Below are 20,030 nucleotides of genomic sequence, written 5' to 3' on the forward strand. Positions count from 1 at the left end.
TATAGAATTAGGATTATTGCAAAAATAACAGAATATTTGATAAGTTCTTAATAATATTTCTAAAAAAGGACAATTAAATAAATAAAAAAAACCACAATTTAGAAAAAATCGTGGTTTTTAAATTTTATATTAAAAATCTAGTCTATGTTCTTGACCAAAATCCAACCAGTATATTTAATTGGAGTTTTTTCTTTATTTGGTTCATTCCAGTTGATATGATACCAATAGGTTCCGGTAACTATTTTTTTATCATAATGTTTACCGTCCCATTTGTAGTTATTGAATTTATCACCGGTGAAAATTTTATTTCCGTATCTGTCATAGATAACAAAAGTAAGATTGTCTTTGTAAGCCAATTCACTGTAATCGATAAAGTCATTTTTATTATCACCATTCGGAGTAATTGCATTCAATAAGTTTGGTACAGTTACTTCAACAGAAATAGGAGTACAGTTATAAGCGTCTTTCACATAAAATATATGCTGACCTCTCGAAAGTCCTGTGAATACATTAGAGTCCTGCCAGTTTGTCGGAGAATCTACTGCGTATTGGTAAGGAGCTTTTCCTCCTGTCACATGAACAGTCACTGTAGTGTTAGAAATTTCAATATCGGATATTACAGGATCTTCAGCTTTTTTCACACTTACGAATTGTTTTATAGAACATCCGTTATCTTTAAGGATTACCCAATAATCTCCTACAGTTACTCCCGATAAAACCTGAGTTGTCGCTCCTGTGCTCCATAGGTAAGACTGATATCCCGGTCCTGCATCAAGATTTGTTCTTGCATCGATACAAATCGTTTTGTCAACTAATATTGTAGATCTTCTCGGAGGAATTACTTTTAAATTCACTTTAGCAATCGCATAACAACCGTTTGAATTATATACTCTGATATAAATAACAGTATCTCCAGAAATATGAGCTAAAGGATTTAAAATTTCATTTGTTCCGTTGCTTGCATCTACAAATGTCGGATAATACTTTTTAATGATTGGAGTTTCGGTAGAAACATTGGAAATCGTTAAATTGAATGATGCTTTAGTTTCATTATTTTCAAGGAAACACTCACTTAGAGTTGCTTCAGTAACTACCGGAGTAGGAAGAAAAGCCAAAGTGATTTTTGCATTTCCTGTACATCCTTCACTGGTCGTTACTTTTACATAAACAAATCCAATTGCCGAAAGATAATTCGTAGGATTTGTAATCTGATTTGTTCCTGCATTAAGATCAGCCAAAGTAGGGTAGAATTTCTTAACCACAGGATCGTATGTTGTCACATTTGCAGCAGTAAGATCAAAAAATCCTTTTCCGTTATACTGACAAGCTTTGATTGTTGTATCTGTTAAAACAAACGGAACAACCGTTAGATTTAATGTTACATGTTCACAATCAATGAATTCAGTTGCATTACCACAGAACTGATACACGATTGTATCCGGACCTAAATATCCTGCATTGGGAACATAAGTAATTTGTCCTGCAGAGTTCAACGTTGCTGTTCCGTGAGTTGGATAAGTAAGGATTGTTACCGTACTTGCAACCGGAGTCTGCGTTGTAGTGAATGAGAATGTAGGAGTGATTACTTTCGTAGCACAAACATTTAAACTTGCTGTTGTATTTCTCGTACATGCAAAAACTTTATAAATAGGAGTTGTAACAGGAGGGCAAGTTCCCATTGTTACTTTTACCGTATAGTTTCCTGCAACGGCAGGAGTGTATGTATTTAATGTCGCTCCTGAAATGGCAACACCATTCAAATACCACTGATAAGTTTCAAAACTGTCATCAACTTCAAGAACAATACCCGGCACACATTCTCCTGATTTTTTGGCAATTACAGGAATAGAAGAGAATCCTGCAAAATATCCGCCATATCCGGCTGTTCCGTATCCACCGTTGATTCCGGCAGTTACTGCTTTGTTTGATGTAATTGTTAGATTTCCTGCGGGATTTTCAATAGCGTAAGTTACCCAGTTTGTATTTCCGGTTAAAGGATAAGGCCCTTGTGCTGCGGTAGGTGTTGTAGCTGGTCCGCCATTCATGCTGTAGGTAACAGTGGCTCCGGCTTCTGTTAAGATATTTAATTTTAAGAAATTAATGTCGCCTGTCGCGATTCCGGGCATTTCATTGATCTTTCCTACCTCATCAATTTTTCTAGGTAAGAAACAATTCAATGGCGGAATATAATTATAGCCTCCGTTATATGAAAAGCCTTGTATTCCAATGAATTGATATAAATAAACATTTTTAGAAGTAGAAATAAACATATTGTAATGTCCACTTCCTGCGGTTTGCTCTACGTAACTTGTTTCGTTGATTCTGTACCATTGCCCCTCATTAATTGTAGCAATTGCAGAGCTTGCGCCATTAATAAAAATTTCAGTATTGTCTTCCGTTGCAACTACGATTCCACCTTCCATATTCAAAGTTGGATTGGTGGCTTTCGTTTTTACCATGGCAAAGGTATTTCCCAATCTTTCTACAGGAACAGACTGATCCATAATTAAATCTGAGCCGTCAGTAGTACTGGTTCCGAAATTCCCGTTAGCATTTCCATTGGTTAGTGTTATAGGTTTATCTGAAACTACTTTTGCTCCTATAAATCCGTTTTGGTTTGCCGTTGTAGTATGCGTACCTGCAAACATGAACGACTGTCCTTTATTTAACGTGAAAGAGTGAGAGTTCCCACCCGGAGTACCTCCAATGAAAACTAATCCTGAAGTATTCCAGGAAACTGTAACCAAAGTGTTGTCTTCGGTTGCTAAAATTCCTGCAGTGAAATTATTAGAGCCACTATTTGCTGAATTAGGGGCTGCAGCTACATAAAACTTTTTACCTATTCCTGCTTTACCTTTAGAGGTAATGATTTCACCGTGAGATCCTTGAGCAGATCTTAAAGTGCAGTAAAAAGGTTTGTCTCCCTTCAGATATAAACCTTTTGTACCTACACTAAATGCGTCTGCGGTTGTGGTTCCGTTAATTAAATTTGTAGGAACGGTATAGGCTACCGGTGTACCTTTAACAACAGAAACAGTTTGGATCAGGTTGTTATTATTATAAATCTTTACATCAAATGGAGTTGTAGAATCCGTAGATAAGTATACTGCATTTGTGTATCCCGTTAAAGATGCATAAAAAGGAGCTATCCAATGATCTGTATCTCTCTGGGCAAAAAGCGTATTAATGCTGAGGAACATTAGTACTAAAGATAATAGAAATCTTTTCATATTCAATGATTTATGATTTCTACAAATTTAAAATAATATCTGAAATATTGTTAATAAAATGTAAAGAAAATATTAAATTTTATTCACGATTTTTAATTAATAGCCATCCTGAGTATGAAACTGGTAATTTAGTATCAGGTTCGTTCCATCTCAATAAATACCAATACGTTCCGGTAGGTAATGGAGCTCCATTGATTTTCCCGTTCCAAACATAATTTTTATCAGAAGATCTATGAACTATTGCACCATATCGGTCTACCACCTCAATAGATACATTTTGTTTGATTCTTAAATCAGAATAATCCAATACATCGTTGAGCCCATCACCATTCGGAGTGATTGCATTAATCAGATTTAGGACTAAAAATTCTGTTGTAGTAGGAGAACATCCGTCTGCTCCTCTCACGTACACATTATGAACTCCTCTTGATAGTCCTGTGAAAACGTTAGAAGACTGATAATCAATTCCGTTTAGTGAATATTGATAAGGAGGCGTTCCTCCTGAAGCAGATACAGTTGCATTATAACCTGAAACTTCAATTTTTGTAATTTTAGGAGTTGGCGCTGTAGTAACATTTACAGATTGACGGTAAACACAACCATTAAATCCTAAATCTACATAATAACTTCCTGCACCAACATTAACTGTCTGTGTCGTCGCTCCTGTACTCCACAAGTATGAAGTAAATCCTGGTCCTGCATCTAAAGTCGTGTTTTCATCAAGACAAACAATTTTATCAATTAGTCTGTCTGATTTTTTTGGAGTTTTTACATTAACTGTTATTGTTCCAACATTCGGACATTCTGTAGCGCTGGTAAATCTTATATAAAATGTTCCCGTTGCAGTAACTGTTGCAAAAGACGAAATAGCATTTGTTCCCGCCTGTGCATTTGCTAAAGAAGCATGAAATGTTAAAGTAACAGCAGGGTTTGTTGTGAAAAGGTTTTTATAGTCATTTAAATTTACCCCTTCAGAACCGCTAATGTCATTATCGCAGACATCAGTCGTTGTATTTGTGGTAAGTAATGTAATTCTGTTTCCTATTTTAAAATTAATCTGACCAAATGCAGGCGGACAATTTCCGGTAAGAGGATCTACTCTTACATAAATCGTTGTGTTGGCTGTGTATGTCCAGTTTGCAGGCAGATTATTTGTATTTCCAGCATTGGCATCGGCTTGAAGCAGATAATATCTTACATTAAAATTGGCTGCATTTGTTACGATCACAGGAGTGATACTTGGAAAATTAACATTTACAATTCCATCGAAATTATCATCACAAAGTGTAGCATTATAATTACTTGTGTTAATATTTGGAAGTGGAGTAGTCGTTAAAGTAATCTGAGCAACTTTTGTACATCCATATTGAGAAGTTACATTAGCATAGATTGTTCCTGCAGGTCCATTATAAGTTGCTGGAGCTGCGATTGGAGTTCCTGTCAATGCAGAGTTGGTAAAATACTGAACTGTTGTTCCGGAATCTGGTGTCACACTTACAGAAGTAAGATTGTAAGTTCCATTTCCGCTTGTATCTGCACAAGATGCTAAAGATCCATTAGTAGTTTTTAAAACATCAATATTGATAATGATTTTAAAATATTCAAAATTGGCAGGACTTCCATTTCCTTCAATATAATAAATAAATGAATCTGTTGTATCAGCTGTAAGTCCGGCATTCGGAGTATAAGTAATTTGTCCTGTTATAGGATCTACAGTTGCCGTTCCCGAAGTTGGTGCGGAAACAATGTTTGTATTGGCAGGAACAATTGTTTGTGTAGAACTCGTAAATGCAGGAGTGATCACTTTTGTGCCACATGATCCGATATTATAAGTAGTAGTTGTTATTGGCGGACATGCTGTGTAGTAGTAATTGTCTGTAAGTAACGATCCACAACCGCTTTTCGAAACGGAGCATGTATAAACTCCTGATCCATATAATTCAGGATTAATAGAATATGAAGTTGCTCCCGGAATAGTACTTCCATTAAGGTACCACTGATAAGAATCGTAAGAATTATCTACCTGTAATAAAATCCCCGTATAACAGTCTCCTGTTTTTGAAATCACAGGAACCGATGAGAAACCGGCAAAATATCCTCCAAAGCCAACGGCTCCACTTCCTGCTGCAATACCTGCGGTTACAGATTTTGTAGAATTTACAGTGATTGTGCCCGTTACGTTTGGAACTGTGTAAGTTACCCAGTTCGGATTTCCGTTCACAGGATAAGGTCCGTTTGCTGTTGCAATTGGATTTCCGTTTAATGTAACGGTTGCTCCTGTTTGTGTAATGATATTTAATCTTGTATTAAAAATCTGGCTACCAATTTTATTTATAAAGCCAATTTCATCAACTTTATTAGGCATAAAACAGCTTAAAGGTGGAATAAAGTTCATTCCTCCCGTTGCATATTCATTAGCACCTGTCGCACCGGAGACTCCTGCTAATAATTGATAAACATAAATATTATTATTAGCCGAAATACTCATGTTATAATTGTCTCCGGTTCCATGTTGTATATAATTACTACTTGGAACCATATAATATTGCCCCTCATTCAAAGTGATTCCGCTGGGTATTCCGTTGATGGTAATTCTGGTATCATTCTGGGTTGCAACAATTAAAGCTGTTTCCATTTCGGACGTTACCGTTCCGTTTCCTTTTACTACAACAAAGTCTTTACCTAATCTATCGATAGGCACAGCCTGATCCATTAAGATATCATTGTTGGTGAAATTTAGATTGGTATAAATACCGTTACAGTTTCCATTTGTTACTGAAACCGGTTGGCTTGCCTGAATTTTAGCGCCAATCAGCCCATCAAGATTATAGCCGGAATCTGTACTTAGGACATCCATAATATAAGATTGTCCTTTATTCAAGGTGAAAGTTTTAGTCGGACTTGATGTTCCGTCTGAAAAAACTACATTTGGATTGTAACCTGAAACCACAACTGTAGTATTGTCTACTGTTGCTGTTACTCCTATGGTAGAGTTTACATAGCTTGCCGCACCTGTTATTGGAGCTAGTCCCACATAAAAAGTTCTTCCCAGACCAGCCAATCCTTTTGAAGTTATAATTTCGGCATGACTTGGTACTGAAAATCTATAATTGGCAAAGAATTTTTTTGTGCCTTTTAGATATACTCCCATCGAATTGGGCGTGAAAAGATCTGGCTGATTACTTGTAATTAAAAAATAATTAGGAATAGTAACCTGAGCCGGGTTCCCTTTACTAACCTGAACTGTCGTATAAAGTGTATTGTTATTATATATCTGCACATTAAAAGGAGTAGTTTCATTTGTGGATAAATATAAATATCCTTCAAGGTTTCCAATTCCTGATTTTGAAGCCATCGGAGCAAACCAATGATCTGTATCAAGCTGTGCATTGAATAATAAACAAAGAAAAGTACAAAAGGTTAGTAGAAGTTTTTTCATATTTCTCAATAAGGGATGCAAATGTAAGTATTAAAAATCAATTTTTTACATAAAATTCGATAAGGAATTTCTATAATGTTGAATATTATTGAATATTTAATATTTTTTTAATGTTTTGAACGATCTCATAATTAATAAATAAAAAATCCCAATGATTTTGTCACTGGGATTGATATTTTTAAATCTAAAAAGATTATAAGATTATAAGATTATGAAGAAATTATTCTCGGTTTTTAATTAATATCCAACCGGAATGTGAAACGGGTAATTTTGTATCAGGTTCTATCCATTTCAAAATATACCAATACGTTCCTGTAGGAAGAGTTCTGCCTCCGGATTTTCCATCCCAAGTGTAAGTTTTACCTTCAGACTTATAAACAGATGCTCCGTATCTATCTGAAATTTCTATTGATACATCTTGTTTTATCCTTAAGTCTGAATAATTTAACATATCGTTTATTCCGTCACCATTTGGTGTGATGGCATTTACAAGATTCAAAACTAAAAATTCTTTAATGACAGGTAAGCATCCGTCTCTTCCCAAAACATACACAGAATGAAGACCTCTTGTTAGATTGGTAAAAGTATTTGAAGTCTGATAATCAAATCCATTTAATGAATATTGATAAGGAGGAGTTCCGCCTGTAACATTTACAGTTGCAGTTGTTCCTGTTACGTTAATGCTGGTAATAATCGGAGCTTGTGCTGTTGTCACATTTACATACTGACGATAAACACAGCCATTGAAACCTAAATCAACATAATAACTTCCTGCGCCTGCAAGAATCGTTTGAGATGTTGCTCCTGTACTCCATTTATAAGAGGTGAATTCTGCTCCGGCATCCAATAGAACTTTTTCTGTAGAACAAACAACCTTATCATTTAATGTGGTTGATTTCTTAGGCGTTTTTAATATTAAATTAATAATTCCTGTATTTGGACATTCTGTTCCGCTTACAAATCTTACATAAAAAGTTTTTGGAGCAGTAATTGTCTGATTTGGCGAAATTGTATTTGTCCCATTTTGAGCATCTGCTAAAGTAGCATGGAATGTTACAGTAATGGCGGGATTGGTTGTAAATAAATTTTTATAATCACTAAGAATTATGTTTTCAGAACCGTTAAGATCATTATCACAAACATCTACATTTACTGTATTTGTTAATAAAGTAATTTTGTTTCCGATCTTAAAATTAATCTGACCAAATACAGCAGGACAGCTTCCTGAAATGGCATCTACTCTTACATAAACTGTTGTGTTTCCAGTATATGTCCAGTTGACAGGCAAAGTATTATTATTTCCAGCATTGGCATCTGTTTGATTTAAATAATATCTGACATTAAAGTTTGCCGAATTAGTAACAATTTGAGGAGTGATAGTTGAAAAATTTACATTAATGATTCCATCTAAATTATCATCACAAAGATTAGCATTGTAATTACTTGTGTTGATATTCGGAGAAGGAGTAGTTGTTAATGTGATCTGAGCTGTCTTTGAACATCCCGCCGCTGAAGTTACATTAGCATAAATAATTCCCGCAGGTCCCGAATACGTTGTAGGATTTGTAATTTGTCCTGTTAAATTTGAATTGGTAAAATAAGTAATAGTAATTCCTGTATCTGAAGAAACATTTGCCAAAGTAAGATTGTAAGTTCCGTTTCCGCCTGTTCCTGCGCAAGATGCTAAAGAAGCATTATTCACATTAGGCGCTGGATTTACAGTTAATGTGATCTGAGCTGTTTTTGAACATCCCGCCGTTGAAGTTACATTAGCATAAATAATTCCCGCAGGTCCTGAATAAGTAGCAGGATTTGTAATCTGTCCGGTTAAATTTGAATTGGTAAAATAGGTAACAGTAATTCCTGGATCTGAAGAAACATTCGCTAAAGTAAGATTATAAGTTCCGTTTCCACTTGCTCCCGCACAAGATGCTAAAGAAGCATTATTCACATTCGGCGCTGGATTTACAGTTAATGTGATTTGAGCCATTTTTGAACATCCTGCCGCTGAAGTTACATTAGCATAAATAATTCCTGCAGGTCCCGAATAAGTTGCAGGATTTGTAATCTGTCCAGTCAAATTTGAATTGGTAAAATAAGTAACTGTAATTCCTGGATCTGAAGAAACGTTTGCTGAAGTAAGGTTGTAAGTCCCATTTCCGCCTGTTCCCGCACAAGAAGCTAAAGAAGTGTTATTCACATTCGGAGCTGGATTTACAGTCAACGTAATCTGAGCTGTTTTTGAACATCCATACTGAGAAGTTACATTAGCATAAATAGTTCCCGCAGGTCCGGAATATGTTGTAGGATTTGTAATCTGTCCCGTTAAATTTGAATTGGTAAAATAGGTAATCGTAGTTCCTGGATCTGAAGAAACATTTACCGAGGTAAGATTATAAGTTCCGTTTCCGCTTGTTCCTGCGCAAGATGATAAAGTTCCATTATTAACCTGAAGAACATTTGTATTAATGATTATTTTAAAATATTCAAAATCAAACGGATTTCCATTTCCCTGAACGTAATAGATGAATGAATCTGTTGTATTCACTGTTGCAGGATTCGGTGTGTAAGTAATCTGTCCCGTAGAATTCACTGTTGCAGTTCCTGAAGTCGGAGCTGAAATAATACTTGTAAGTGAAGGAACAATGGTCTGAGTAGAACTTGTAAATGCAGGTGTAATTACTTTTGTATTACAAGATCCGATATTAAAAGTTGTTGTAGAAATCGGAGGACATAAAGTATAATTGTAAGGAGTTGTCAATCTTGTTTCACAATTGTTTTTTGTAATTAAACAAGTATAATCTCCCGCTCCATACAATTCCGGATTAATCGAATAAGAGGTTGCTCCCGAAATAGGAGTTCCATTTAAAAACCACTGATAAGCATCGTAATTATTATCAACCTGTAAAAGAATTCCGGCATAACAGTCTCCCGTTTTTGTAATTGCCGGAACAGAAGAGAACCCTGCAAAATATCCACCATAACCTACAGCGCCATTTCCTGCCGCAATTCCTGCGGTTACAGGAAGTGTAGAATTTACAGTGATATTTCCTGTCACATTTGGAATGGAATAACTTACCCAGTTTGGATTTCCAGTTACAGGATAAGGTCCATTGGCGGTTGTTATCGCTCCTCCGTTAAATGTTACGGTTGCACCTGCTTGAGTGATAATATTAAGTTTAGTATCGAAAGATGAACTTCCGATTTTATTAATAAATCCGATCTCATTAATTTCTTTAGGTAAAAAACAGCTTAATGGAGGTATAAAATTCATTCCACCTGTCGCGTAAACTGTACTTCCGGAAGTTCCGGCAAGAAGTTGATATACATAGACATTATTTGTCGCGGAAATACTCATATTATAATGACCGCTGCCTCCTTGATTAATGTAATTTGTACCTTGTATGATATAATATTGCCCTGCATTTAAAGTGACACTTCCTAAAAGAGTCCCGTTAACAGTAAGTTTTGTATTGTTTTCTGTAGCAATTACTAACGCGGCTTCCATTCCTGAATTGGAAGGACCGTTTCCTTTTACCATCACAAAGTTTTTGCCTAATCTTTCCACAGGAACAGCCTGATCCATTAATATATCAACATTACTGTTATTTTGTGTGGTATAGATACTGTTAAAGTTTCCGTTGGTTACTGAAATAGGTTTGTTGGCAGTGATTTTTGCTCCTACTAATCCGGTTAAGTTGCTGGAAGATAAGTCGCTTTGAGCTTCAATTATATACGATTTACCTTTGTTGATTGTAAAAGTTCTTGATGGAGTAGAAGTACCGTCAGAGAAAATAACGTTTGGGTTATATCCAGATAATGTTACAGTTGTATTATCTTCGGTTGCAATGAAACCAATCGTAGAATTTACATAAGGTTTTGCTGTCGTGTTTGGAGCTACTCCCACGAAAAAGTTTTTACCAATTCCTGCCAATCCTTTTGAAGTGATGATTTCAGCTTGGTTGGGAACGGCAAATCTAAAATTTGCAAAGAATTTTTTAGTACCTTTTACATATAATCCCATTGTTCTTTGTACAAAAAGATTCGACAGAGTAGAAGCGATCATAAAATTATTAGGGATCGTCACTTGTACGGGATTACCTTTACTTACCTGTACCGTAGAATATACTGTATTATTATTGTAAATCTGTACGGAAAAAGGAGTCGTTTCGTTGGTCGAAAGGTATAAATAACATTCCGGAGTTCCCTGAAGAGAACTTGCAGACATTGGTGCAAACCAGTGTTCTGTATCTAACTGAGCATTAGCAATTATGCAAAAAAAAGTGCATACGATTAGTAGAAATTTTTTCATGTCTAGTAATAAAGGGCTGCAAATCTAAGCATTAATAATTAATTTCTACAGTGTTTTATATTATGGATCTGTGTAAAAACGTTAATTGCTAAATATTTAATAATCAGTTAATATTTCGTGAATTCCATATTTGTGAAATAAAAAATCCCGATGATAAAATCACCGGGATTAATATTTTAAATCTAAAAAGATTATAAGCTTACTCTTACAAATCCTGTTACTTTAAGATCTCCGTTTACAGACTTCACATAGTCAGCAACTGAAATAGAGCTGTCTTTGATGAAATCTTGGTGTACCAAAGTGTTGTCTTTGTAGAATCTCTGCATTTTACCTTTCAAGATATTGTCGATAATGTTTGCAGGCTTACCTTCTTCTACAAGCTTGTGTCTTTCGATTTCTAATTCTTTATCGATAGTTTCCTGAGAAACAGAAGTTTCGTCAAGAGCGATTGGGTTCATTGCAGCAGCTTGCATAGAAACAGATTTAGCGACTTCGTCAGAACCTTCTACTTTAGCAGAAAGAGCAGTGATAGCAGCAATTTTGTTTCCAGCGTGGATGTAAGCTCCTAAATAAGGACCCTCGATTCTTTCGAATGTACCGATCTCGATTTTTTCACCGATAACACCTGTTTGCTCGATTAATTTTTCAGCAACAGTGATTCCGTGGAAATCTGTAGCCAATAATTCTTCTTTAGTAGCAGCAAAGATTGCCATTTCAGCCAATTCGTAAGCTAGCTCGATGAAAGCCTCGTTTTTACCAACGAAGTCAGTCTCACAGTTTAAAGAGATAATAGCACCTAAAGTGTTATCCTCGTTTACTCTAGCAATAACTGCACCTTCAGTAGATTCTCTGTCAGCTCTGTTAGCAGCAACTTTCTGTCCTTTTTTTCTAAGGATATCTACCGCTTTTTCGAAATCTCCTTCAGCTTCAACTAAAGCTTTTTTGCAGTCCATCATACCTGCACCTGTTTGGTTTCTCAATTTTGCTACGTCTGCAGCAGCTGGTGTATAAGACATAATATCTATTATTTTTTTATTTTAGATTAGTATTAATTTTTAGCTTAATTTTAAAGCTGTGCAAAGATAATGATTTTAATGATAAACTAAAAAATGACTTTTTGCGTTATTTGTATATTTAAATAAATTTTTAAATGGTTAATTAATGAAAAAAATATTTCTCCTTATATTTTTATGTATTTTCACTCTTGGGTTCTCGCAGAAAAAGAAGAAAACGAAATCCAAAGGCATTGTAGAAAAAGAAACAACCATCATTTACACAGAAAGTGATGCTGAAACGACAACAGAAGCCAGAGTAGTTGCTGGTTTTTTAAAGCAAAATCCCGGTCATGCCAAGACGGATTATTTTAAAAGAAAACTGATCACAATTATTACAGCGGGTAATTCTCTGGAAGCAAAACCGACAATTAAAGCGGTAAGCGAAGATAAAATCAGACAGATGGTTTTGGATAATAACAGCCTGAATAATTCTAAAACTATTGCAGCAAATGCAGCGGCAGCACCGGAAAGAACCGTTAATTATGCAAGTGCAGCAGGATCAAGCAAAAAATCAACGGGATCGAATGAGCAAGGTAAAAAAACTGCCGCAATGTTGACGCACCTTTTCAATAATGATCCGATGGACAAAGAAGCTTACATTAATATCAAAAATAAATCTAAGTGTAATTTAATCGTAAAAATCAACGGTAAAAAATATTACAATCTTGATGTTCCTGCAAAAGGACAGAACTTTTTGATGGTAGAAAAAGGGGAGTATATCTTGACGACAATGGTTTGTGATGCGAAATATTCATCGCTAAAGAAAATTACTAAAGACATTGAGATCGAACTGAATGTAAGTGATGATTAAAATATTAAAAATTACATAAAAAAAGCGGTTAAGAAATTTCTTAACCGCTTTTTATTTTTATCCTTTAAACTGACCCATTGCAATGAATTTATCTTGTCTTTGGGTTTCAAGTTCCTGTCCTGTGAATTTTGAGAACGCTTTAATATTTTGTAATATCGAATTCTTCAAATTTAAATACGTTGTTTCCGGGTCATAATGAGCTCCTCCAAGAGGTTCTTCCACGATTCCGTCAATGAATTTTTCTCTTAAAGCATCTTTCGGAGTAAGGTTCAATGCATTGGCTGCATCTTCTTTGTGATCCCAGTTTCTCCAAAGGATTGAAGAGCAGCTTTCAGGTGCAATTACAGTATACCAAGTGTTTTCCAACATATATACTTTGTTACCAACACCAATTCCTAATGCGCCACCACTTGCTCCTTCACCAATGATGTAAGTAAAGATCGGAGTTTTAAGCTGCACCATTTCGAAAATGTTTCTTGCAATCGCTTCACCTTGTCCTCTTTCTTCAGCTTCCAAACCTGGATAAGCTCCCGGTGTATCAACCAAAGTTACAACAGGAATTTTGAACTTTTCAGCAAGCTTCATTAGTCTTAAAGCTTTTCTATATCCTTCAGGATTCGGCATTCCGAATCTTCTGTGTTGTCTTTCTTTAGTTGTTCTTCCTTTCTGAGTTCCGATGATCATTACTTTTTGCCCGTCAAGAGTGGCTAAACCACCAATCATTGCAGGATCATCAGCGAAATTTCTGTCTCCGTGAAGCTCTAAGAAACTACCTTTATCCACCATTCCGTTGATATAGTCTATTGTGTAAGGACGATCCGGATGACGGGATAGTTGTACTCTCTGCCAAGGAGTAAGATTTCCATAGATTTCTTTTTTCTTTTCTATGATTTTATCCTCTATCTGGCTGCATGCTAATTTTACATCAACACCACTTTCTTCTCCTACTAAAGAACAAGTTTGGTATTGATCCATTAATTCTTTTATAGGAAGTTCGAAACTTAAATATTCCATTTCTTGAAGTAAATTAAATCTTTCAAATGTATGAAAAATTATGGTAATTTTATTTAAAATTGTTTATAGCATTGCTTATTCTGGAGGTAGTTTCCTCTTTTCCAAGAAGTTCCATGATGTCTGGAACATCTGGTCCCTTCAATTCTCCAACTAATGCTAAACGCAACGGCATCATTACTTTGCCCATTCCCAATCCTTTATTTTCGGCGAAATCGTGAACAATTTGCTTTAAATTTTCAGCATTAAAATCAGTACCCTCTAGATTTGTGACTAATTCTCCTAAAACTGCAGATGTTTCATCGTTCCAAGCTTTTTTTGATGCTTTTTCATCATAAGAAGTTGGGGCTTCGAAGAAAAATTTTCCGTTTTCGTAGATGTCTTTCGGGAACGTTGCTCTTTCCTTCATCAGATGAATAATCTTTACTAATTTTTCATCTTCGATATTTAAATCTAAATCAGAATTCTTTAAAATTGTAAGCAATTCTTCGTCAGATGTTTTCTGAATATACTGATGATTGAACCACTCAGATTTTTCTTTACTGAATCTTGCTCCGGCTTTATGAACTTTATTTAAATCAAATTCTTTCGCCATTTCATCTAAAGATAAAATTTCTTTATCATCTGCAGGAGACCAACCTAAAAGTGCCACCATATTGATGAACGCTTCCGGAAGATATCCGCTTTCTCTGTAACCTTTAGAAACATTTCCTGTCGCAGGATCTGTAAAGTTTAATGGAAATACTGGAAATCCGAATTTATCGCCGTCTCTTTTGCTCAATTTTCCTTTTCCTTCAGGTTTTAAAATCAATGAAAGGTGTGCAAACTGAGGTGCTTGCCAACCCATTGCTTCATATAATAACGTATGTAAACCTAAAGAAGGCAACCATTCTTCTCCACGAATCACGTGAGAAATTTCCATTTCGTGGTCATCTATGATGTTGGCGAAATGATAAGTCGGCATTCCGTCGTTTTTTACTAAAACTTTGTCATCTAAGGTATTGGTATTCACCGAAGAATTTCCTCTGATGATATCTACAAGATTTAAAGTTCTGTCGATTGGCATTTTGAATCTTACAACATACAGAGTTTTTTCATCCAATAATTTTTGAACTTCTTCTTCAGAAAGTGCAATACTGTTTCTTAAACGGTTTCTTGTTTTGTTGTCGTAGGAGAAAACATCACCCTTCGCTTCATATTCAGCACGAATAATATCTAGTTCTTCGGCTGTATCAAAAGCAATATAGGCATAATCTGTTTTTAAAATCTGCTCTGTATATCTGTCGTAAATGTCTCTTCTTTCTGATTGTCTGTATGGAGCAAATTTTCCTCCTTTTTTAGGGCTTTCATCCGCAATAATTCCGCACCATTCAAGGGCTTCTTCGATATAATCTTCTGCACCTTCCACATATCTTGCAGTGTCTGTATCTTCGATTCTCAATACAAATTCACCTCCTTGATTTTTAGCAAAAAGATAATCATATAATGCGGTTCTTACGCCTCCCAAATGCAAAGGTCCGGTAGGACTTGGAGCAAAACGTACTCTTACTTTCTCCATATCAATTTAAATTTTGATGCAAATTTACTTAAAATTATACGTTTTAAGAATGATTAATGTTCAGGTTGCTTGCTTTTTTAATTTGAATATTTACTTTTGTATAAATTATAAAGAATATCATATGTTAGAAATAGGCGAAAGACCTTGGGGAAAATATTTTGTTTTGGCAGACGAACCAAATTATAAATTGAAAAGAATTGAAGTAAACCCAGGTCAGAAATTATCTTACCAATATCACCATAAAAGACAAGAGCAATGGACAATTATTGAAGGTGATGCTACTGTAGTTTTGGATGATAAAGAGATCAATCTAAAATATGGCGAAAGCATTTTTATTCCATTAGGCGCAAGACACAGAATGATGAATCTTTCGGATAAGCCTGTTGTTTTCATCGAAGTTCAGACGGGAACTTATTTTGGTGAGGATGATATTGTGAGAATAGAGGATGACTATGATAGAAATTAATGAGTTTTCTTAAAAACTATATTAACAATCTAAATAAAATATCTGTATTTATATATGGATATTTTATTTTAGGAGTATTGTTATCTTTATTTATAGGAGCAAATATAAAGCTAAGCTTTTTACCTATTTTAGTATTTATTTTATTTTTTGTAGGATTTTCCTTTTCAAAAACTAAGTTCTCTTTACCTGAAAATTTCTCCTTAACGAAATTGATTTTATTCTTTTGTCTCATTAATATTTTTGTATTTCTTACTGGAAAAGTAGAAAATGAGAGTCAATTTTTTCTGACATTAAAAAATTATATAGGGTTTAATTTAAAAATAATTCTTCTTGTCTTAAACGGAATAATTCTGTTGTTCGGTTTCCACAAGAAGATTAAAATTTTTAGAAATGTATATCTGATTATTTTTATTCTGTTAGTTTTTACTATTCCTTTTTTATATCCGGATCCTTTTATTGATCTGTTTAAAATTCTAAAACAGTCAATAAATGATATAACTCAATTGAAAAATCCTTATGAAAGAGTGTATATGGATATTTATAAAGGGACTTATGATTATGTGTATAAAAAACAGGATATAAAATTAGTTTACTGGCCGATTAATATATATTTATTAACTCCTTTTCAGGCTTTTTTTGGAGATATTCGTTTTGGTAATATATTTTATCTTCTTAGCGGTTGTCTGATTTTGTATTTAGGTCTAAAGAGAGATTTAAAGATTTTAGGTTTAAGTCTCCTATTGGTTTTTACATGTCCATATACTTTTTACATGGTAAAATATGCTTGGATTGACAGCCTGTCTTTTCCTTTTTTCTGTCTGTTTTTTGTTTCGGTTCTTTATAAAAAGAAAATTTTCAGTTTTATTTTTTTAGGAGTTATTATGTCGATGAAGCTTTATTTTTTGCCATTATTTCCTTTAGTTATTTTATATTTTCATAAAGAATTTTCTGTTGTTGAATATTTTAAATATACCTTCCTCACAGGTTTTGTATTTTTTATATGTTTCCTTCCTTTTTCGATTATTGATGTCAAAAGTTTATTATATAGTATAGAATACTTTAAAAATTCTAATCCAAGATACGATGCTCTTTCAATAACAGGTTATTTATTTAATAAAGGAAATAATATTTCTAAATTTGCCGATTATTTGATTTTAGCTGTATTGGGAGTTATTTATTTTATGTTTTATAAAAATAAAAACTATACACCATTTCTATTGATAAAATATTTTATTTTGGTTTTGTTTTCCATATTTATATTATCAAAACAAGCATTTGGTAATTATTATTATAATATCATATTACTGTCAATTTGTTATATTGTAATTTATATTTTTTCGTCTAAAGAAAAATTGATAATTTTATCGGATGGAGTGTAAAATCTGTCAACAACCTTCTCATAAGATTTTCGAGAAAACTGTTTTATGTAAATATCAGGTAAATTATCATCAATGTTCAAACTGTGGTTTTATGCAGACTGATGAGCCTTTTTGGCTTGAAGAAGCTTATAATAATGCAATCACATCATTAGATATTGGAATATTGATAAGAAACTCTTTTTTAATAAAAAATGTTTCAAGAATAATTGATGCTTGCTACAGCGAAGGAAAAGTCTTTTTGGATTATGCAGGTGGTTATGGTCTTTTTGCAAGATCCATGAGAGATATTGGGTATGATTTTTACAGACAGGATGTTTATTGTGAAAACCTTTTTGCAGATTATTTTGATATAAAAGATACAGATATTAAAAAATTTGATGTTGTAACAGCTTTTGAAGTATTCGAACATTTGCCAAAACCACTTGAAGAAATTGAAGGTATTTTACAATATTCTGATCATCTTATTTTTTCTACGGAAGTAGTTCCGGATAAAGTAGAAGATATTGAAAACTGGGTTTATATTTCGCAGGAAACAGGTCAACATATTGCCTTTTATTCCGAAAAATCTTTACAGATTATTGCAGAAAAATTCAATAAGAAGTATTATAGAAAAGGCAATTTGCATATTTATACGACCAAAACCTTTACGGAAGATCAGATAGAATACGCTCTGAATGACATCGATGTTAAAAAATCCTTTTTCGGTCTGAAAAAGAAAAAATATAAGAAGATGTTCAAAATCTCGAGAGAATCATACCAGACAAGAGACTATCTGAAAATTAAAAAAATTCTTAATTCATAGATTTATAGAAATAAATTGAGGGTATCTTGCAATTCAAATTTTTTATTTCCAAGATCAATCATTTTATACAATTTAGCAGGATCTCCTGATAACTTAAAAATTTCATTTTTTCTGACGAAATTTGGGTTTATCAGGACTTCCACTTTATGATTGGTGATTTTTGAAGATAACTTAAGGACTTCTTCCAGAGAATGTGTTTTTCCGGAGCAGATATTCACTATTTCAGATTTATATTCACTTACTGCCAGTTTATAATAACATTCCGTTACAAAATCAATAGAATTATATTCCCTGAAAACATTGATGTTTCCAAGTTCTAGTGTTTCGCTTCTCTCTTTAAAAGCTTTTGTTATCTTAGGAATTACGAAATTAATATCTTGTCCTGGAGCTGTGTAATTAAATGGGCGTGTTATGATGATCGGTAAGAAATCAAAATAGTTTTTTGCAACCTGTTCCATCGCCAGTTTGCTTATTCCGTAATGATTATTAGGATTAGGACACATTGTTTCCGAAAGCTCATAATGATCCTGATTTCCATAAACAGTAGCGCTGCTTGCTAAAATTACTTTTTTAGTATTTGCTGAGCTATTATTTTTAATTGCTTCCAGTAGATTTTGCGTTCCAATCACATTTACACTATAGAAATCTTCAATATTAGGATGTCCCACAAAAGATATTGCGGCCAAATGAATAACTATATTTGGTTGTAATTGGTTGATAATCTGTGATAATTTATCTTTTTCCAACAAGTTGCAGGAAAAAATATTTTTTTCGGAATTGTTGTTATTATTAACAATTCCGAAAACCTCATAACCTTGAGTTGTAAAATGATCTGAAAGATATTTTCCGGTAAATCCATTGATCCCGGTAATCAAAACTTTATTAGAAAGAGAATCCATTTTCATTTCTTTTCAGATCAGCAGTTACCATGATAGAACACAATTCATCCAAAGTGGTTTGAGGAACCCAGTCAAGCAATTCGTTAGCTTTTTTGGCATCTCCGATTAATAATTCCACTTCTGCAGGTCTGAAATAATTTGGGTTGATAGCAACTAATAATTCATTAGTAGCTTTATTATATCCTTTTTCGTCAACACCAGTACCTTTCCAAATAAGATCAATACCGATTTGTTTGAAAGAAAGCTCAACAAAAGTTCTTACTGTAAAAGTTTTATTTGTTGCCAATACGAAAGTTTCAGCATGTTCATACTGAAGCATTTTGTACATTCCTTCCACATATTCTTTTGCATATCCCCAATCTCTTTGAGCATCTAAATTTCCTAATTCTAAAATGCTTTGTTTTTTTAAAGAAATTTTAGCAACAGCATCAGTAATTTTTCTGGTTACAAATTCTCTTCCTCTCAACGGAGATTCATGATTGAATAAGATTCCGCTTACTCCGAATATGTCGTAACTTTCTCTATAATTAATAGTAGCCCAGTGTGCAAATAATTTCGAAAAACCATAAGGACTTCTAGGGTAGAAAGGAGTATCTTCAGTTTGAGGAACATGCTGTACTTTTCCGAACATTTCAGAAGTACTTGCCTGATAGAATTTTATTTTAGGATTAATAATTCTTATTGCTTCCAATAAGTGTAAAGCGCCAATTCCTGTAGTTTGAGCTGTTGAAAGAGGTTGATCAAAAGAAACCCCTACAAAACTCTGAGCTGCTAAATTGTAGATTTCGTCCGGCTGTACTTTATCAATTAGTCTTATATTACTTGTCTGATCATTCAGATCATATTCTAACAAATGTAAATTGGGATTATCCTGAATACCAAGTTCTTCAATTCTCCAAAAGTTCATTGAGCTTGATCTTCTGTAAGTTCCGAATACTTCATATCCTTTTTCTAATAATAATTGAGATAGATAAGCTCCATCTTGACCTGTAATCCCTGTTATAATTGCTTTTTTCATATAGACTAGTTAACAATTTGCAAATTTACGTTTTTTTAATAAACACAGAA

The 20,030-nt window shown here is 33.9% G+C and carries 13 protein-coding genes; 4 read left to right on the top strand and 9 right to left on the bottom strand.

The features are described 5' to 3' along the window. Positions 1–137: 137 nt before the first annotated feature. The 4 genes from ABD940_RS19355 to tsf form a co-directional block, all read right to left on the bottom strand. Complete coding sequence (locus tag ABD940_RS19355) at positions 138–3,230, bottom strand: T9SS type B sorting domain-containing protein (protein WP_345207592.1); 3,093 nt, start codon at positions 3,228–3,230, stop codon at positions 138–140. A gap of 79 nt (positions 3,231–3,309) precedes the next feature. After that, positions 3,310–6,669: a T9SS type B sorting domain-containing protein gene (locus tag ABD940_RS19360; RefSeq protein ID WP_345207594.1), complete on the bottom strand. Its 3,360-nt coding sequence runs from the start codon at positions 6,667–6,669 to the stop codon at positions 3,310–3,312. A 220-nt stretch (positions 6,670–6,889) separates the two neighbouring features. Continuing rightward, entirely contained in the window at positions 6,890–10,981 is a 4,092-nt protein-coding gene (locus ABD940_RS19365; protein WP_345207596.1) for a T9SS type B sorting domain-containing protein, read from the bottom strand. A 191-nt stretch (positions 10,982–11,172) separates the two neighbouring features. Next, the gene (tsf, locus tag ABD940_RS19370; protein ID WP_345207599.1) at positions 11,173–11,997 is read right to left on the bottom strand and encodes a translation elongation factor Ts; all 825 of its coding nucleotides are present in this window, start codon (positions 11,995–11,997) and stop codon (positions 11,173–11,175) included. A 145-nt stretch (positions 11,998–12,142) separates the two neighbouring features. On the opposite strand from tsf, the gene ABD940_RS19375 reads away from it, so the two are divergent. Further along, positions 12,143–12,847, top strand: a complete 705-nt coding sequence (locus tag ABD940_RS19375) for a DUF6759 domain-containing protein (RefSeq protein WP_345207601.1) — start codon at positions 12,143–12,145, stop codon at positions 12,845–12,847. A gap of 57 nt (positions 12,848–12,904) precedes the next feature. On the opposite strand, the gene ABD940_RS19380 is transcribed toward ABD940_RS19375, so the two are convergent. Both ABD940_RS19380 and gltX read right to left on the bottom strand, forming a co-directional pair. Next, the gene (locus tag ABD940_RS19380; RefSeq protein ID WP_345207603.1) at positions 12,905–13,861 is read right to left on the bottom strand and encodes an acetyl-CoA carboxylase carboxyltransferase subunit alpha; all 957 of its coding nucleotides are present in this window, start codon (positions 13,859–13,861) and stop codon (positions 12,905–12,907) included. A gap of 49 nt (positions 13,862–13,910) precedes the next feature. Beyond that, positions 13,911–15,416, bottom strand: a complete 1,506-nt coding sequence (gltX, locus tag ABD940_RS19385) for a glutamate--tRNA ligase (protein WP_345207605.1) — start codon at positions 15,414–15,416, stop codon at positions 13,911–13,913. A 121-nt stretch (positions 15,417–15,537) separates the two neighbouring features. Between gltX and ABD940_RS19390 the strand changes: the two genes are divergently transcribed. Further along, on the top strand, positions 15,538–15,882 hold the full coding sequence (locus tag ABD940_RS19390; RefSeq protein ID WP_345207607.1) for a phosphomannose isomerase type II C-terminal cupin domain: 345 nt from the start codon (positions 15,538–15,540) through the stop codon (positions 15,880–15,882). A 16-nt stretch (positions 15,883–15,898) separates the two neighbouring features. Here the strand turns inward: ABD940_RS19390 and ABD940_RS19395 are convergent, their stop codons facing one another. Next, on the bottom strand, positions 15,899–16,114 hold the full coding sequence (locus ABD940_RS19395) for a hypothetical protein (RefSeq protein ID WP_345207609.1): 216 nt from the start codon (positions 16,112–16,114) through the stop codon (positions 15,899–15,901). Positions 16,115–16,385: 271 nt separating this feature from the next. Between ABD940_RS19395 and ABD940_RS19400 the strand changes: the two genes are divergently transcribed. Both ABD940_RS19400 and ABD940_RS19405 read left to right on the top strand, forming a co-directional pair. Beyond that, positions 16,386–17,261 (top strand): hypothetical protein, encoded by an 876-nt coding sequence (locus tag ABD940_RS19400; RefSeq protein ID WP_345207611.1) that lies wholly within the window; start codon positions 16,386–16,388, stop codon positions 17,259–17,261. Next, on the top strand, positions 17,251–18,063 hold the full coding sequence (locus ABD940_RS19405; protein WP_345207613.1) for a class I SAM-dependent methyltransferase: 813 nt from the start codon (positions 17,251–17,253) through the stop codon (positions 18,061–18,063). Before ABD940_RS19400 ends, ABD940_RS19405 begins: the two co-directional genes overlap by 11 nt. Before the next feature lie 2 nt (positions 18,064–18,065). Here ABD940_RS19405 and ABD940_RS19410 read toward each other — a convergent pair whose 3' ends face one another. Both ABD940_RS19410 and gmd read right to left on the bottom strand, forming a co-directional pair. After that, entirely contained in the window at positions 18,066–18,962 is an 897-nt protein-coding gene (locus tag ABD940_RS19410) for a GDP-mannose 4,6-dehydratase (RefSeq protein WP_345207615.1), read from the bottom strand. Then, the gene (gene gmd / locus ABD940_RS19415; protein ID WP_345207617.1) at positions 18,946–19,980 is read right to left on the bottom strand and encodes a GDP-mannose 4,6-dehydratase; all 1,035 of its coding nucleotides are present in this window, start codon (positions 19,978–19,980) and stop codon (positions 18,946–18,948) included. Before gmd ends, ABD940_RS19410 begins: the two co-directional genes overlap by 17 nt. Positions 19,981–20,030 lie beyond the last annotated feature (50 nt).

It is taken from the genome of Chryseobacterium ginsengisoli, from assembly GCF_039542325.1.
In the GTDB taxonomy this organism is placed as follows: domain Bacteria; phylum Bacteroidota; class Bacteroidia; order Flavobacteriales; family Weeksellaceae; genus Chryseobacterium; species Chryseobacterium ginsengisoli.

Excerpts from the sequence above, each read along its gene's own strand:
- ABD940_RS19365 (WP_345207596.1), bottom strand. The coding sequence starts at position 10,981 with ATGAAAAAATTTCTACTAATCGTATGCACTTTTTTTTGCATAATTGCT.
- ABD940_RS19375 (WP_345207601.1), top strand. The coding sequence starts at position 12,143 with ATGAAAAAAATATTTCTCCTTATATTTTTATGTATTTTCACTCTTGGG.
- ABD940_RS19355 (WP_345207592.1), bottom strand. The coding sequence starts at position 3,230 with ATGAAAAGATTTCTATTATCTTTAGTACTAATGTTCCTCAGCATTAAT.
- tsf (WP_345207599.1), bottom strand. The coding sequence starts at position 11,997 with ATGTCTTATACACCAGCTGCTGCAGACGTAGCAAAATTGAGAAACCAA.
- ABD940_RS19360 (WP_345207594.1), bottom strand. The coding sequence starts at position 6,669 with ATGAAAAAACTTCTACTAACCTTTTGTACTTTTCTTTGTTTATTATTC.
- ABD940_RS19395 (WP_345207609.1), bottom strand. The coding sequence starts at position 16,114 with ATGAGACAAAAGAATAAAATCAATTTCGTTAAGGAGAAATTTTCAGGT.
- ABD940_RS19390 (WP_345207607.1), top strand. The coding sequence starts at position 15,538 with ATGTTAGAAATAGGCGAAAGACCTTGGGGAAAATATTTTGTTTTGGCA.
- ABD940_RS19405 (WP_345207613.1), top strand. The coding sequence starts at position 17,251 with ATGGAGTGTAAAATCTGTCAACAACCTTCTCATAAGATTTTCGAGAAA.
- gltX (WP_345207605.1), bottom strand. The coding sequence starts at position 15,416 with ATGGAGAAAGTAAGAGTACGTTTTGCTCCAAGTCCTACCGGACCTTTG.
- ABD940_RS19410 (WP_345207615.1), bottom strand. The coding sequence starts at position 18,962 with ATGGATTCTCTTTCTAATAAAGTTTTGATTACCGGGATCAATGGATTT.
- ABD940_RS19380 (WP_345207603.1), bottom strand. The coding sequence starts at position 13,861 with ATGGAATATTTAAGTTTCGAACTTCCTATAAAAGAATTAATGGATCAA.
- gmd (WP_345207617.1), bottom strand. The coding sequence starts at position 19,980 with ATGAAAAAAGCAATTATAACAGGGATTACAGGTCAAGATGGAGCTTAT.